This window comes from Vibrio ouci (assembly GCF_004551525.1).
Classification (GTDB): Bacteria; Pseudomonadota; Gammaproteobacteria; order Enterobacterales; family Vibrionaceae; genus Vibrio; species Vibrio ouci.
The window spans coordinates 94,994-111,691 of the sequence record NZ_SATR01000011.1 but is presented as its reverse complement, the minus strand read 5'-3'; the positions used below and the strand labels follow the sequence as shown (position 1 = coordinate 111,691).

Genomic DNA, 16,698 nt, shown 5'->3' with positions numbered 1-16,698 from the left:
CTTATTTGATCTCTACTTGTTCTTCGCCAGCTGCAGCGTTTGCGATCTCACCGATAACCCAAGCGTTTTCGCCTTCAGCGTTTAATAGCGCAACCGCTGCGTCTGCTTGGTCTTTAGGTAGAGCCACAACAAGACCTACACCACAGTTAAATGTGCGGTACATTTCGTAAGTGGTTACGTTGCCTTTCTCTTGTAGCCATTTGAAGATGATTGGCCACTCCCAGCTGTTACCATCAACAACCGCTTTAGTGCCTTCAGGAAGTACGCGTGGGATGTTTTCCCAGAAACCACCACCTGTGATGTGAGAAATTGCGTGGATGTCGTGTTTCTCAATCATTTTCAGTGCTGATTTGATGTAAATCTTTGTTGGTTCTAGTAGGTGCTCACCGATAGTGCGACCTGCTAGTTCTTCGTTTTTGTCTGCGCCAGATACTTCAAGGATCTTACGGATCAGTGAGTAACCATTTGAGTGAGGACCGCTTGAACCTACTGCGATCAGTGCGTCACCAGCGGCTACTTTTGTGCCGTCGATTACGTCTTCTTTTTCTACAACACCCACACAGAAGCCTGCAACGTCGTAGTCTTCACCTTCGTACATACCCGGCATTTCAGCCGTTTCACCACCGATTAGCGCACAACCTGCTTGTACACAGCCGTCAGCAATACCAGAGACTACGTCTGCTGCAGTATCAACATCAAGTTTGCCTGTTGCGTAGTAATCTAGGAAGAATAGTGGCTCTGCGCCTTGAACAATAAGATCGTTCACACACATAGCAACGAGGTCAACACCGATGGTGTCGTGCTTTTTCATATCCAAAGCAAGACGAAGTTTCGTACCCACACCGTCAGTACCTGAAACCAATACTGGCTGCTTATATTTAGTTGGCAGTTCACATAATGCGCCAAAACCACCAATACCACCCATTACTTCTGGGCGACGTGTACGTTTTACAGCACCTTTAATACGGTCAACAAGCGCGTTGCCTGCATCGATATCAACGCCAGCGTCTTTGTAGCTAAGAGATGTGTTATCAGCACTCACAGGGAAGTCCTCGGTTTTTAAGTTGGATATGAAAACGGCGCTATTCTAACAGTGGATAAACCTATATAGCAAACGTTTGCGCAAGTTTTTTTATGCCATCATTAGGCAGAAATTGAGAACGAAATCGTTTATAATCTGGAGGTTTGATTAAATTTTACCTGAAATCCGGAGATGGAAATGAAAGTTGTTGAAGTGAAACACCCTCTAGTGAAGCATAAACTTGGTCTAATGCGAGAAGGTGATATCAGCACAAAGCGCTTCCGTGAGCTAGCGACAGAAGTAGGTAGCCTACTGACTTACGAAGCAACAGCAGACTTTGAAACAGAGAAAGTAACCATTGAAGGTTGGAACGGTCCAGTGGAAGTGGACCAAATCAAAGGTAAGAAAGTAACTGTAGTGCCTATCCTACGTGCAGGTCTAGGTATGATGGATGGTGTTCTTGAGCACATGCCAAGTGCACGTATCAGTGTTGTTGGTATCTACCGTGACGAAGAAACTCTTGAGCCAGTACCATACTTCAACAAGCTAGCGTCTAACATGGACGAGCGTATTGCGCTTGTTGTTGACCCAATGCTTGCAACGGGTGGTTCTATGATCGCTACTATCGACCTTCTAAAAGAGAAAGGTTGTAAAGCAATCAAGGTTCTTGTTCTTGTAGCTGCGCCAGAAGGTATCGAAGCACTAGAAAAAGCACACCCAGATGTTGAGCTTTACACTGCGGCTATCGATGAGAAGCTAAATGACAAAGGCTACATCGTTCCTGGTCTAGGCGATGCTGGTGATAAGATCTTCGGTACGCTATAAGCTGTCGATACTTAATGATTTTAAAAGGGAGCCGATTGGCTCCCTTTTTTACGCCCTGTCATTCCATAGAGCGACGAAGGAGAGAGTAGGGAATCTGTTTCGATTGGTCGCTCAATTTGAGAGATCCTCAACTCGTTCGTCCCTCACTCTCGAGGATGACCGGTAAAAATTAAAAGGGCTGACGTATTACGCCAGCCCTTTTGTAGTATCTTCTATTTCTTCAGACTTAATGTGCCGCCTGTTTTTGGCTTGCTTGGACGCTGACCGTTATCAGACGCTGGCTTATGGAAGGATTTACCTTTGCCACTCGGCTTGCCTTTAAACTCACCTTGCTTACCACCGTGGCGGCCTTTCTTTGAGTTAGGCGCATGGCGGAACTCATCAGCGTTGCGGCCTTTAAAGGTACGCTGCTTTTGGTTACGGCGTGCTGTTGACTCTTGGTTCTCTTCGCGGCTATCAAATAGCTTAGCATCGGTCGCGCGACGAATGCGCTTGCCTTTGCTATCCATCTTAGACGCTTCTTCAGTACCGCTTGAGTCTTCACACATAGCAAGAATCTCAGCTACTTCGCTATCACTTAGGTAACGCCATTGACCGTTAGGAATGCCATCTAGAGAGATGTTCATAATACGGACGCGACGAAGTTTAAAGACTTCGTAGCCTAGGGCTTCACACATACGACGAATTTGGCGGTTTAAACCTTGCGTCAATACGATGCGGAAAGAGTATTTAGTCTCTTTGGTTACGGTACAAGGAAGCGTTACTGTATCGAGGATATTGACTCCTGAAGACATCTTCTTGATGAAGTCATCGCTGATCGGTTTATCAACACGTACTACGTATTCTTTTTCGTGGTTGTTACCTGCGCGAAGGATCTTATTGACGATATCGCCATCGTTAGTCAGGAAAATAAGACCATCAGAGGGTTTGTCTAGACGACCAATCGGGAAAATACGTTTTTTGTGGCCAACGAAGTCAACGATATTGCCCGGAATATCACGTTCGGTGGTACAGGTAATGCCAGTTGGCTTATTTAGCGCGATATAAACAGGCTTGTCAGTGGCTGCAGAGATAGGCTTATCATCAACACGAACATCATCACCTAGTTGGACTTTGGTGCCCATTTCTGGCACTTGACCATTAATGGTGACACGACCTTGCTCGATAAGACGGTCAGCTTCGCGGCGTGAGCAAAACCCTGTTTCGCTAATAAATTTGTTTAGGCGTTTGGCGTTATCTTGTGACATGTTGTTCTCCTAACGTTTCACAACGGCGGTTAAAAGGTGTGCTGACCAGAGTAAAACATCAGCACATAGAGGGCGCGCATTCTAGCACTGTGCTAAGCGTTAACCCAGTCGTTTTTGATGGCGCTCGCGAGTTTCGATCTTTTTCTCGGCACTTTTTCGCAGTAAGACGTACACCGCCCCAGTGCCACCGTGAAAGCGCTGGGCACTGTGAACACATTGCACTTCTTTAATTTGCATTAGCCACTGGACCACGAAGCTTTTCATTAGTGCTGGTGGATTTGAGCGTTCGCCTTTGCCATGAACAATCACGACGGTGCGAATATCCATACGCATACATTGCTTTAAGAACTTAACTACTTCATCGCGCGCTTGTTCAAGTGTGCGTTTATGCAAATCTAATCTCGCTTGAATAGGGTACTTGGCAAGGCGCAGCTTTTTATAGACACCGTCTTGTACCCCATCGCGTTTGAACTCGATGATATCGTCAGGCTTAATCATCTCTGCGTGATCGATAGAGAGGTATTCAGGGTCATCTTCGGTAAGCCAGATCGCGGCTTCGCGTTTAGCAAGTTGAGAATCAGAGACCTGATGCTGCTTTTTATGCTCAGTAGTATCTTGTTGAAGAGGTTTTACGTCGCCCATCATTTGTTGAAAGAGGGCAAAATCATCGTCTTGAGACATAACGACATCTCAGAGTGGTAATCAATGTGACTATTATACCAATGATGAAGCTGAGGTGATCAGAAAAAATAAAAAACCGAAGCAGACAAGGTATCTACTTCGGTGCATAGCGAACGTCTATTCAATGAATAGGGCTAAGCGATTCTAGTGAGGAGATTTGTCGTTCATCACTTTGTAGACAAAGTAACCGCCGTAAAACAGCATAAGACCAAAGGCTGCAAAGATTACCATCATTGAAGATAGACCTACTGCATTACCAAATAGGAGATCAAGCCAAAAGTCCATAGTCACTTCCTCTAGTTATATGTGTGAAGACAGGGTTTAAGGTAATGCGTGGTTAAATATGCAACACTGATCTGGATCAAATGTTGTTATTAGGTTGCGTATTTGTTTTTGGTGGTGTGTTTGTGCTCACACTTTATACTCGGTCGGTGGTGTTTTATACAAATGAACTATTAATTTGAAAAAGTTAATGAAAATGGCTTGCGTTAAAATCCAGAATCCGTAATATACGCATCCGTTGACGGGGATTATTCCTCAGTTAAACATCTCGGTGAATAGCGCAGCTTGGTAGCGCATCTGGTTTGGGACCAGAGGGTCGGGGGTTCGAATCCCTCTTCACCGACCACTTTAAGAAAGCCTGCTTTATAGCAGGCTTTCGTCGTTTTTGAGCAGAGGAAATAGAATTAGAACCCAAGTGGGGTTCGTCTGATATTAGAATCTGGCTCTTCACCGACCATGTTTAGAAAAAGGCTCTGCAGAAATGCAGAGCCTTTTTTGCATCTTTGGTTTAGAGATTCGAACAAGCGTGGGTTCGTCTGATATTAGAATCTGGCTCTTCACTGCCCATATTTAGAAGAAGGGCTCTACAGAAATGTAGAGCCCTTTTTGTATCTTGAGATAAAAGATCTGTCATTCCATAGACTGACGAAGGAAGGAGTAGGGAATCTCTTGATATTGTGTGAGGACTATTGGAGATCCCCAACTCGCTCGTTCCTCACTCTTGAGGATGACGGCACGACCGATAGAAAAGTGTCCTCAGTACTCAAACTCACATAACGCTGGTTTGCTCTTCGACAGCTGAGTTACTTTAAAGCCACCCTCTTTAAGCAGTGCGAGAACATTGTTTTTTCCAACTAGGTGTAAGCTACCTACCACCATAAGGAAGGTCCCCTTTTTCTCTTTTGACCAACTTGGGTTAGCCAGCTGTTGGGCCCAGTCGAGATTTCGGTCAGTGAGGAAGGCAGTTTCAAACTCTTCCGACATTTCGGTTAGCTTGGCAAATTCGTTCAGTTTTTCAATATCCCCAGCCTTCCAAGTTTTAATCAAGCAGTGAGTCATTTCTTCGGAGTGATCAAACTCTTCAATCGCACTCAAAAGTAGCTCTTTCCCTGATTCTTTTTGGCCTGTTAAAAGGTCAATTTGAAACTGGAGAGGCTCTAGGCTGATGACAGGAATATCTTGAAAGGTTGCTTTATAGGTCAGGTGCGCATCAACCCCATAGGCGGCTTTATAGCCTAAATACTCTATCTGTTTCATCTGGACCGCGAGCGCTGTTGCCCAAGGCGGGGAGTTAAGCAATTGAGGGGCATTCAGCTCTAACAGATTGGCGATCCCTTTCAACTCGTCTTGTTGTTTTGCTGTTAGGACATCTTTGCTCAGCAATGTCACGGGTGGGTATGTGACGTCCTGACTCTTACGCACGTCCGTCTCAATGATCAAACCATCACTGGTCTGTAATGCGTCCATGATCTGTTTATTTAACGGGAACATGCTGTCATCACCGACATGCACAGAACCAAGAATGTAGTAATTCAACTTACCCTTTGTTGCTTGCCAAAACAGTGGCTCAGCAAGAGTGGTGGTCGAGTAGATTAAAGCAATAAACGGGATAAGTAGTTTGCGCATTAAGTATGAGTTGCCTTACTGAAAAATTGTTGAATCCAAAATTATCAACGTATTTTGACGAGAGAATTGTGAGTGTTAGATCACATTTCGGATTCTAGTTACTCGTTTCAGTTTATGACAACTGATCGGGAGATGTGATCACTATTCACGAATTGCATCCATTTGAGGCTGAAAGCTGTGATTTACTTCTCAGTAATCTCGTCAAAATAAGTCCGTCGAAATTAACGTTATCTGTAACTCTATGTTTATAAAGAATTTAAAGTTTTTAGGTTTTATAAAGTTTGAATCGGATCACTTTCGATGAGGATTAATTTTACGATAAAAAATAACTCAGGCTATTGTGATTGCATCTTGATTTTGACGCCAAACTTTTCAGGCTTCGCTCCACTTTTAAGGGTAAGTAAGATGTTTAAACAAACTTTCATCGCGACTTCAGTATTAGCAACGTTAGCGGGTTGCGCATCGTTCCAGTCTACTGAACAAAATGTCGTTAACTCACTTGCAGCAAACTTAGATGTTCAATATGAAGTACTCACTAACCACGGTGCTAACGATGGTCTTGCATGTCAGGACCTAGGCGCTGAGTGGGCCTCTTGTAACAAGGTCAACATGACACTCGTTAACCAAGGTGAAGCGGTTGACTCAAAAGATTGGGCTATCTACTTCCACAGCATTCGCCTGATTTTGGATGTTGATAACGAGCAGTTCAAAATCTCACGAGTAACGGGTGACCTACATAAATTAGAACCAACCGATAAGTTTGATGGTTTTGCGGCGGGTGAAGAAGTGACACTTCCTCTGGTTAGCGAATACTGGCAATTGTTTGAAACAGACTTCATGCCGGGTGCCTTCGTTGCTGCGCCGAACGCAGAGCCGAAGATGATTGCTTCGCTAAACACTGAAGACGTGGCTTCTTTCGTGACTGGCCTTGAAGGTGACAACCTAAAACGTACACCGGATGACAACAACGTATTTGCCAACGCTGTGTCTCGTTTCGAGAAGAATGAAGATTTAGCAAAACAAGACGTATCAACCACGCTGCTGCCAACACCAATGTTTGTTGAAGCGGGCAAAGGTACAGTAGACATCTCAGGTGGCATTGCACTACCTAAAGATGCGTTTGATACGACTCAATTTAGAGCAATCCAAGATCGTGCAGAAGTGGTAGGTGTGGATGTCCGTGGTGATGTTCCTGTAAGCATCACGGTTGTTCCTGCAGACTTCACCGGTGAATTAGCAAAATCTGGTGCTTATGAGATAAGCATCAAAGGCGACGGTATTGCGATTAAGGCGTTCGACCAAGCGGGTGCTTTCTACGCGGTACAATCTATCTTTGGCCTGGTAGATAGCCAAAATGCTGATTCTCTACCACTGCTGTCTATTAAAGATGCGCCTCGTTTTGATTACCGTGGCGTAATGGTGGATGTGGCGCGTAACTTCCACTCTAAAGACGCAATTCTTGCAACGCTTGACCAAATGGCGGCGTACAAGATGAACAAACTACACCTTCACTTAACGGATGATGAAGGCTGGCGTTTAGAAATTCCAGGTCTACCTGAGCTAACTGAAGTCGGTGCCAATCGTTGTTTCGATGTTGAAGAGAAAAGCTGTCTACTGCCTCAGCTAGGCTCAGGTCCAACATCAGACAACTTTGGTTCTGGCTACTTCAGCAGAGCTGACTACGTGGAAATCTTAACCTACGCGAAAGCACGTAACATCGAAGTGATTCCAGAAATCGATATGCCAGCGCACGCTCGCGCAGCAGTGGTATCAATGGAAGCGCGTTACGACCGTCTAATGGAACAAGGCAAAGAAGCTGAGGCGAACGAATACCGCCTGATGGATCCACAAGATGAATCAAATGTAACCACGGTTCAGTTCTACAACAAACAGAGCTTCATTAACCCATGTATGGAATCGTCAACTCGCTTTGTTGATAAAGTGATTTCTGAAGTGGCGGCAATGCATGCTGAGGCAGGTGCCCCGCTAACAACTTGGCACTTTGGTGGCGACGAAGCGAAGAACATCAAGCTAGGCGCTGGTTTCCAAGACGTTAACGCACAAGACAAAGTAAGTTGGAAAGGCACGATTGATCTGTCTAAGCAAGATAAGCCATTCGCGCAATCGCCAAAATGTCAGACGCTAATTACTGACGGTACAGTAAGTGACTTCGGTCACCTGCCAAGTCACTTTGCTGAGCAAGTATCTAAAATTGTGGCAGAGAAGGGCATTCCAAACTTCCAAGCTTGGCAAGACGGTCTGAAGTACAGTGAAGGTGAGAAAGCGTTCGCAACAGAAAATACTCGCGTTAACTTCTGGGACGTTCTTTACTGGGGCGGTACTTCATCAGTGTACGAATGGTCTAAGAAAGGTTACGACGTGATCGTTTCTAACCCAGACTACGTTTACATGGATATGCCATATGAAGCTGACCCACAAGAGCGTGGTTACTACTGGGCAACTCGTGCAACGGACACTCGCAAGATGTTTGGCTTTGCACCAGAGAACATGCCGCAAAACGCAGAAACGTCTCTAGACCGCGATGGCAACGGCTTTACCGGTAAAGGTGAGATTGAAGCGAAGCCTTTCTACGGCCTATCAGCACAGCTTTGGTCTGAGACAGTACGTAACGACGAGCAATACGAGTACATGGTATTCCCTCGCGTGCTTGCAGCCGCTGAGCGTGCATGGCACCGTGCTGATTGGGAGAATGACTACAAAGTGGGTGTAGAGTACTCACAAAACTCTAACCTAGTAGACAAAGCGGCACTAAACCAAGACTACAACCGTTTCGCTAACGTACTTGGTCAACGTGAACTGGCTAAGCTAGAGAAAGCGGGCATCGACTACCGCCTACCTGTACCAGGTGCGAAAGTAGAAGACGGCAAGCTAGCAATGAACGTTCAGTTCCCAGGTGTTGAGCTGCAATACTCTCTAGATGGTGAAAACTGGCTGACTTACGCTGACAGCGCACGTCCAGCAGTAGAAGGTGAAGTATTTATCCGTTCAGTGTCTGTGACTGGCGAGAAAGCGAGTCGAGTGACTAGCGTGAAATAATTCCCCCTCCCTGCCAATCTAAATCGAATGGAAAGGGAAAAACGCCCGGCCAGTGATGGTCGGGCGTTTTTATTTTTATAGCGAGTAGGCTGCTATTAAGCGATTTGAGTTTGTTGCTCTTCTACTTGCTCTGCGTTACTCATTGGGCTTTCTGCACCATGCATCCAGCGAACTAGTGTGTTTGAGAACAATAGCAAGATGACACCAGATACGGTTGCAGTCACAGCAATACCACTAAAGATAGCCATTGCACCTAGCTCACCAACGTGAGAGCCCACATAGCCAGCAACGTAGTTAGCAATTGCATTACAGCCAAACCAAGCGCCCATCATCAGTGATGCTAGACGTAGCGGAGCTAGTTTAGTTACCAGAGAAAGGCCAATTGGCGATAAGCAAAGCTCACCAAGAGTATGGAAGAAAAACGCACCGACTAACCATAGCATTGACGTTTTCACTGCCGTGTCGCCGCCTTGCTCCATCACAGCGCCGACCATACATAGGAAGCCAAGAGCGAGGAAGAACATCGCCATTGCAAATTTAACTGGAGAGTTCGGCTCACGTTTACCGAGCTTAACCCATAACACAGCCAATACAGGCGCTAGGGTGATAATGAAGAATGGGTTCAAAGATTGGAACCAAGCAGCTGGAACTTCAAATCCACCAATCATGCGGTCTGTGTACTGTTGGGTGTAGATATTCATCAGGCCGCCAGCTTGCTCGAAACCTGCCCAGAATACGATAGTGAACAAGCTCATCACTAGAATAACTTTGATACGGTCAAATTCTTCTTTAGTAAGCGGTTCTTTCTTAGATGACTTCTTGATGGCTAGATCACGCTTAGCTGCCGGTTCGCGGCCAATGTCACCCAACCAAGATTGAGCTAGGGTCATTTGCATTACCAAGCTTACTAACATACCTACACCGGCAGCAATAAAGCCTGCTTTCCAGCCAAATGAGTTAGTCACCGAACCAGACACAACACCTGCGAGTAGCGCACCAAGGTTAATACCCATGTAGAAAATGGTAAACGCACCGTCACGGCGGTTATCGCCCTCTTGATAAAGATCACCGACCATGGTCGAGATGTTTGGCTTAAATAGACCGTTACCCGAAATCAGCAGACCAAGACCTAGGTAGAAGGTATGTAATGAGCCGAGACCAAGAGCATCTGCTGGTAATGCGAGAGTGAACTGACCAGCGGCCATCAGAACACCACCAATTAAGATTGAGCGACGTTGGCCTAGGTAGTTATCGGCTAAGTAGCCGCCAATTAGGGGGGTGATGTAGACAAGTCCAGTATAGATGCCGTATAGGTCAAGAGCATCTTTAGTCGACCAGCCCAAGCCGCCATTCATGGTTGCGTCTGTTAAATAAAGCACTAGGATGGCGCGCATCGCGTAGTAAGAGAATCGCTCCCAAAGCTCGGTACCGAACAGTAGGAATAGGCCACGTGGATGGCCAAAAAATTGGTGATGTTGGTTTGTCATAAGTTTTATTAATCTTAGCTATTATCGTTTTTTATTGGCTCCTACATATACTCTTTGGGTGCCTATACTGCAATCGGCAATAATCGCCGATACTGTGAGACTAAAACTCTAACTTCATGATTAATAGGGGATTAATTGTTGCGTAGGTTGCATATTGTTCGTGCTACAAACTTAGTTTCCAAAATTGAGCTTGGTTTGCGAAATTGTTGTCAATATTGATGTGGTGGATTTGTTGTTGGTGGAGTAATAAAAAAGGCACCGCTTGGGTGCCTTTAGAATGGAAATGATCAGTGGTTAGTATGCGTCGTTGTGGACACTTTGTACTGCGCGACCTGATGGGTCTGCCATGTTCTTAAATGACTCATCCCATTCAATCGCTTTAGCTGATGAACATGCTACCGATGGACCACCTGGAACACACTCTGCCGCTGATGGTAGTGGGAACAACTCTTCAAAGATCTCACGGTATACGTAACCCTCTTTGGTTGTTGGTGTGTTGTATGGGAAACGGAATGCCGCGGTTTCCATTTGCTGGTCGGTAACTTTAGCTTCAGCTACCTCTTTTAGCGTGTCAATCCAGCTGTAACCAACACCGTCAGAGAACTGTTCTTTCTGGCGCCATGCGATTGCTTCCGGCAGGTAGTGTTCGAAACACTCACGTAGGATATGTTTCTCCATCTTACCGTTGCCACACATCTTGTCTTCAGGGTTTAGGCGCATTGCAACGTCGATAAACTCTTTATCTAGGAAAGGTACACGGCCTTCAACGCCCCATGCTGCTAGAGATTTGTTCGCGCGAGCACAGTCAAACATGTTCAGAGCAAGCAGTTTACGTACTGTCTCTTCGTGGAACTCTTTTGCGTTTGGCGCTTTGTGGAAGTATAGGTAACCGCCAAAGATCTCATCTGCGCCTTCGCCTGAAAGTACCATCTTGATACCCATCGCCTTGATCTTACGACCCATTAGGAACATAGGGGTCGATGCGCGAATCGTCGTTACATCGTACGTTTCAATGTGGTAGATAACGTCACGAATCGCATCTAGACCTTCTTGAATGGTGTAAGTCATTTCATGGTGAACAGTACCAATCTGGTCAGCGACTTCACGCGCCGCTTTTAAGTCTGGCGCACCTTCAAGGCCAACAGCAAATGAGTGAAGTTGTGGCCACCATGCTTCAGATTTTTCATCATCTTCAATACGCATTGCAGCAAAGCGCTTAGCAACCGCAGAAGTGATCGATGAATCTAGACCGCCTGAAAGTAGTACACCGTATGGAACGTCTGTCATTAGCTGACGTTTAACCGCAGCTTCTAGCGCTTCAGTCAGTTCTTCTTTGCTTGTCGAGTTACCTTGTACCGCAGCGTACTCGTTCCAGTCGCGGATGTAGTAACGCTGAGGTTCAGAATCTGTAGAGCGGTAGTAGCTGCCCGGTGCGAATTCGCTCACCGTTTTACATACAGGTACGAGCGCTTTCATTTCAGACGCCACGTAGTAGTTACCGTGCTCATCATGGCCTTGGTACAGTGGGATAATGCCGATATGGTCGCGGCCAACTAGGTATTGATCTTTTTCTTCATCGTAAAGAACAAATGCGAAGATACCGTTAAGCTCTTCAAGCAGATCTGCGCCCATATCTTGGTATAGCGCTAAGATGACTTCACAGTCAGAGTCTGTTTGGAAGTCGTATTTACCTTCGTAACGTGCACGGATCTCTTTGTGGTTGTAGATCTCACCATTCACTGCAAGGATGTGTTTTTTGTCTGGGCTATATAGTGGTTGAGCACCACTATTTAAACCAACAATCGCTAAACGCTCATGCGCAAGAATTGCTTTTTCTGAAGAATAAATACCAGACCAGTCTGGACCGCGATGACGCAGCTTTTTAGACATTTCTAGCGCAATTGGACGTAGCGCTTCTGCATCACTCTTGATGTCTAAAATACCAAAAATCGAACACATACAACTTCCCTTTAAATTCATATTAACTTTCTAACTTCAATTTGCCATTTTGATTAAAAAAATCAACCGTGTTTGATTAAAAAAATAATCATAACGACATATTGGTGAATAAAATCTAATTAAATTTGGTATTTGGTGTATGAAATCTAGGTTTTGTTGCTTATTTGAACAAGTAATGAAAAAGCCGCTCGAAATGAGCGGCTTAGTGAAGGGCGGTGGAAGCTAGTTTACTCGGTTAAATTCGGGTTGTAGCTGATCACATACATGGCGAGCAAAACCACTACCGGCCTCACTATAGATGTTGAAAGCGGCATCGACACCACCATCAATCAGTGCTTCAAGCTGATCAGGGTACTCTGCAATAGCGGCAATTTGTCCTTTAAAGTTTCGACGCTGAAGCTGTTCCAGTGCAATTTGATTACCTTGGTGGTGCGGCATTGCCAATAGAACCAACTTTACATTCGCGGTATCTAAAATACGCTCCCAAAAATCTGGGTCGGTTGCATCGCCGGAAATTACATTTCGTCCGTGCGCCTTGTGCTGATGAGCCGCGTCTTCACGAACCTCGATACCTAAGCTGATTTTACCGTAGCGATTTCTTAGCTCATCGTAAGCACCAGTACCGATACGTCCCATGCCTAGAATCAATACTTGCGCATGGCCTGGGTTAATAAGCTGGTCGCGAGTGTTGAGCTTTTCTGCTGCGTGTTCGCGTAACCATCGACCAGAACGTTGGTATAAAGCATGCCCATGGCGATTAATCGGCGCAGCGAGAACAAACGATATAGATACTGCAATGGCGAGTGCGACGAGAATGTCGCCACTCATCCAACCCATCTTAAAGGCTAATCCACCCACGATTAGACCAAACTCACTGAAGTTAAATAGGCTTAATGACGCAAGTAGCGAAGTACGCACACGGAACTTAAACGTATTGAGTACAAGGAAGTAGAGAATGCCTTTTAGAGGTAATAGCAATAGGAACAAAATCGCTAAAGCAAAACCCGATAACGTTGGGCTGGCTGAAAGGCCGATGTTAAGAAAGAAGCAAACTAGGAATAGCTCTTTCAAATTGAATAGCGACTTGGATAGCTCCGAGGCCTTTTTATGTGCGGCGAGCAGCATACCTAGAATCAGTGCACCTAGGTCTGGTTTCATACCGACAAGCTCAAATAAGCCAGCACCAGCGACTAGGGCAAAGAAAATCCCCAATAGTACTAGCATCTCACCGTGGCCAACCCAATCCAGCATTTTGAAAAAGAGTGGTCTTAGTAGCGGAAGAGCAAATAGGCCGATGGCGTACCACTCTGGGATTTTACCTGTTGAGGCGGTTAAGAACACAACGGCAAAGATGTCTTGCATAACCAAGATACCAATGGCAATGGCACCGTAAGTCGCGTTCATCTCACCTTTTTCCTGCAATGACTTCACCGCGAAAACGGTACTAGAGAAAGAGAGCGCAAAGCCGAGCAGAATGATTTGGTCAATAGACATCGCCGCTAGGGAGCTGACGCCTAAGAATTTGAAACAGAATAGGGCGAGGCTAAAAATGGCCGTTGATAACAGGTTATGAATGGTGGCACCAGCCCAGATCTCTTTCGAAAGTAGGGTCTTGATGTCTAATTTCAGGCCGATAGTGAACAGCAGTAATGTGACACCCAGATCGGCAAAAGTCACGATGGTATCGTCACTCTGGTAGCCCATTGCGTGTAAACCAAAACCGGCAAGCAAGAATCCGACTAAAGGGGGGAGGTTGCATTTGAGTGCAATAAAACCAGCTAAAAAAGCCGCTGAAATTAAGATGAGTTCCATATTTGTGTTATTTCGTCCTAAAAAAACGGGCTACATGTCGTAGCCCGTTATTCTAACTCAATTAGTTGCTTACTGGGGGAGAAGATTAATCTTCTAACAATTTTTGTAACAATACCCCGTTAAGCATCGCACGTTTAATCATCGCGAAAGCGCCAAGGGTAGGTTGCTTGTCGATTTTTGACGCGACAATTGGTAAATCACTGTGGAAAGTTGTTAAAGATTGATTTTCGACATTACGACGAATCGCAGGGAATACAATATCTTCACACTGGGTAATGTCGCCAGCGATAATGACTTTTTGCGGGTTAAACAAGTTAATGGTAATCGCGATCGCTTTACCTAGCTTGTTACCTACACGGACTAGGCTCTGTTTTGCCAGTTCATCACCAAGGTTGGCGTGCTCACATACGTCGGAAATGTTGATCGTCTCAAGCGTGGTTAGGCTAGATTCGTAGCCTTGCTTGATGAGCTTATTCACGCGCTCAACGATCGCAGGGTTTGCTGCCACGGTTTCCAAGCAACCGAAGTTACCACATTGGCATTGCTCGCCTAGCGGATCGATTTGAATATGGCCAATTTCACCGACGTTGCGGTTAAAGCCTAAGAAAACCTGACCATTAACGATAATACCTGCACCAGTACCGCGGTGGACACTGACTAAGATAGAGTCTTGGCAGTCTTGGCTCGCGCCAAAGTAATGTTCAGCTAACGCCATGCCACGCACATCGTTACCGACGAAACACTGCACGTGAAATGACTTATGGATGATTTCCGATAGTGCGAGGTTGTCGATTGGAATATTTGGCATGTATTCAACCACACCAGTTTCTGGGTTGACTAGGCCTGGAAGTGTCACACCAATGGCAATCAGTTGGTTGATAGAGCTTTGCTGAGTTTGGATAAACTGTTTGAGTTGCGTGAGTAAGCCTTCAATCAATTCATCTTGAGTGGTGTAGAAGAACTCACAATAATCAGAAGCGAGCTCTTTACCGCCTAGGTCATAAAGACTGAACTGCATGTAGTCACGACCTAGACGAATAGCTACCGAGTGGAATGGCTCTACCTCTGTCGTGAGAGATATTGCGCGGCGACCACCTGTAGATGCTTGTTGCGCGACCTCTTTAATTAGGCCGCGCTCTAAAAGTTGGCGGGTGATTTTTGTAACACTTGCGGGTGCCAGTTGGCTGACGTCGGCAACTTGGATCCTAGAAATAGGGCCTTGTTGGTCGATGAGTCTGTAAACTGCTGCACTATTTAGTTGTTTTACTAAATCTACGTTACCTATTTGTCCGCCATTCATTCTTAATTTTGCTCGTATTGTCCGTTAACAACCGTCGCTTGAACATTGAAGTCACGATCAAATACAGTGAGGTTTGCAACCATGCCTTTCTTCACTCGGCCTAGCTGCTCTTCAACACCGATTGCTTTTGCAGGGTACAAAGTAGCCATGCGTAGTGCTTCGTCCAGAGCGATTCCGACGTGCTCAACAGTGTTTTGAACTGCTTCGATCATTGTAAGTGCTGAGCCGCCTAGTGTGCCATTTTCATCAACACACTTACCATCACGGTAATATACTTTCTTACCAACAAAAATAAAGTAATCCATGTCAGCGCCTGCAGGAGCTGTGGCATCGGTCACTAATACTAATTTTTCGCCCTTAATTTTGTGAGCGATACGAATGTTTGCGTAGTCAACATGGAACCCGTCAGCAATGATGCCTGCGTATACGTCTGGCGTGTCGTAGATTGCGCCGACAACACCTGGCTCACGACCAACCATAGGCGTCATTGCATTGAATAGGTGAGTAGCGAAAGTGATACCTGCATCAAAGCCACGACGTGCTTCAGCGTATGTTGCATTGGTATGGCCGATTGACACTACGATGCCAGCTTGCTTAAGGCGTTCAATGTGTGCTGGTTCGTTGTGCTCAGGTGCTAGTGTAACTTTTGCGATAACGTCAGCGTTGTCACACATGAAGTCGATCATGCTGTCATCCGAAGGGCGGATGAAATCAACACTGTGGATGCCTTTTTTCGCAACGTTAAGGTATGGACCTTCTAGGTGTAGACCTAGCGACTGATTTTGGTACTTCGCGTGGTAGTCACGTGCAGCAGCTACCGCTTGACGCATATCTTCATCAGATGAAGTGATAAGCGTAGGTAGGAAGCTTGTACAGCCTGATTTTAGGTTAGCTTCGTGCATGATCTGCATGGTTTCTGCTGTGATTTCATCGTTCAGCATCACGCCACCACAACCGTTTAACTGTAAGTCAATGAAGCCCGGGCTAAGGTTAGCGCCATTTAGGTCACGAGTTTCAATGCCTTCAGGAAGCTCCGAAATTGGACATACAGCATCAATAAGGTTGTTGTTAATGATAACAGCATGTTCAACGAGGACGTCGCTGCCGGTAAAGATTTTACAGTTAGTTAGCGCATACATGGTTAGCTAATCCTTATAGGTTAGATTCTTAATACTTTTTAGCCGCCTAAATGAAGTAAGCTCGGTGAAAAGTTTTACTTTATTTGTAGCCTTCAATTAGGTCGCAAAATATCTTTAGCAAACGAAAAAATGAGTCGTCTAAAATCGATGTTAGCTTTGGCCGTTACTGAGCTGGTAAGAGATTAAGGTCGATACCGAAACCTCGCTTGATGCTAGAGATAGCAATACTCACAGCCTATTTCTATTGAATAAGAGTAACTCG

At 45.5% G+C, this 16,698-nt stretch carries 12 protein-coding genes and 1 tRNA gene; 3 read left to right on the top strand and 10 right to left on the bottom strand.

Features of this window, described 5'->3' with window-relative positions; all coding sequences use genetic code 11:
- Position 1: 1 nt before the first annotated feature.
- Positions 2-1,042, bottom strand: a complete 1,041-nt coding sequence (gene purM / locus ELS82_RS09475) for a phosphoribosylformylglycinamidine cyclo-ligase (RefSeq protein WP_134835269.1) — start codon at positions 1,040-1,042, stop codon at positions 2-4.
- Positions 1,043-1,219: 177 nt separating this feature from the next.
- Here purM and upp point away from each other — a divergent pair, with 177 nt between their 5' ends.
- Complete coding sequence (gene upp, locus ELS82_RS09470; protein ID WP_006881055.1) at positions 1,220-1,846, top strand: uracil phosphoribosyltransferase; 627 nt, start codon at positions 1,220-1,222, stop codon at positions 1,844-1,846.
- A gap of 212 nt (positions 1,847-2,058) precedes the next feature.
- Here upp and rluF read toward each other — a convergent pair whose 3' ends face one another.
- The 3 genes from rluF to ELS82_RS09455 form a co-directional block, all read right to left on the bottom strand.
- A complete protein-coding gene (gene rluF / locus ELS82_RS09465) occupies positions 2,059-3,093 on the bottom strand; it encodes a 23S rRNA pseudouridine(2604) synthase RluF (protein WP_134835268.1) in 1,035 nt (344 codons plus the stop codon).
- A gap of 99 nt (positions 3,094-3,192) precedes the next feature.
- Positions 3,193-3,774, bottom strand: coding sequence for a DNA endonuclease SmrA (gene smrA / locus ELS82_RS09460; RefSeq protein WP_134835267.1), 582 nt, complete (start codon positions 3,772-3,774; stop codon positions 3,193-3,195).
- 144 nt (positions 3,775-3,918) lie between these two features.
- A complete protein-coding gene (locus ELS82_RS09455) occupies positions 3,919-4,059 on the bottom strand; it encodes a DUF3149 domain-containing protein (RefSeq protein WP_004413167.1) in 141 nt (46 codons plus the stop codon).
- 266 nt (positions 4,060-4,325) lie between these two features.
- On the opposite strand from ELS82_RS09455, the gene ELS82_RS09450 reads away from it, so the two are divergent.
- A tRNA-Pro gene (locus ELS82_RS09450) sits at positions 4,326-4,402 on the top strand.
- A gap of 410 nt (positions 4,403-4,812) precedes the next feature.
- Here the strand turns inward: ELS82_RS09450 and ELS82_RS09445 are convergent.
- On the bottom strand, positions 4,813-5,682 hold the full coding sequence (locus ELS82_RS09445; protein ID WP_134835266.1) for a TraB/GumN family protein: 870 nt from the start codon (positions 5,680-5,682) through the stop codon (positions 4,813-4,815).
- 405 nt (positions 5,683-6,087) lie between these two features.
- Between ELS82_RS09445 and ELS82_RS09440 the strand changes: the two genes are divergently transcribed.
- Positions 6,088-8,739, top strand: a complete 2,652-nt coding sequence (locus tag ELS82_RS09440; protein ID WP_134835265.1) for a beta-N-acetylhexosaminidase — start codon at positions 6,088-6,090, stop codon at positions 8,737-8,739.
- 95 nt (positions 8,740-8,834) lie between these two features.
- On the opposite strand, the gene ELS82_RS09435 is transcribed toward ELS82_RS09440, so the two are convergent.
- From ELS82_RS09435 to nagA, 5 genes are all read right to left on the bottom strand, one after another.
- Positions 8,835-10,226, bottom strand: coding sequence for a peptide MFS transporter (locus ELS82_RS09435; RefSeq protein ID WP_134835264.1), 1,392 nt, complete (start codon positions 10,224-10,226; stop codon positions 8,835-8,837).
- Positions 10,227-10,520: 294 nt separating this feature from the next.
- On the bottom strand, positions 10,521-12,185 hold the full coding sequence (gene asnB, locus ELS82_RS09430; RefSeq protein ID WP_134835263.1) for an asparagine synthase B: 1,665 nt from the start codon (positions 12,183-12,185) through the stop codon (positions 10,521-10,523).
- A gap of 222 nt (positions 12,186-12,407) precedes the next feature.
- Positions 12,408-13,997, bottom strand: a complete 1,590-nt coding sequence (locus tag ELS82_RS09425; RefSeq protein ID WP_134835262.1) for a cation:proton antiporter domain-containing protein — start codon at positions 13,995-13,997, stop codon at positions 12,408-12,410.
- A gap of 85 nt (positions 13,998-14,082) precedes the next feature.
- Positions 14,083-15,297, bottom strand: coding sequence for a DNA-binding transcriptional regulator NagC (gene nagC, locus ELS82_RS09420; RefSeq protein WP_134835261.1), 1,215 nt, complete (start codon positions 15,295-15,297; stop codon positions 14,083-14,085).
- Positions 15,298-15,299: 2 nt separating this feature from the next.
- On the bottom strand, positions 15,300-16,436 hold the full coding sequence (nagA, locus tag ELS82_RS09415) for an N-acetylglucosamine-6-phosphate deacetylase (RefSeq protein WP_134835260.1): 1,137 nt from the start codon (positions 16,434-16,436) through the stop codon (positions 15,300-15,302).
- Positions 16,437-16,698 lie beyond the last annotated feature (262 nt).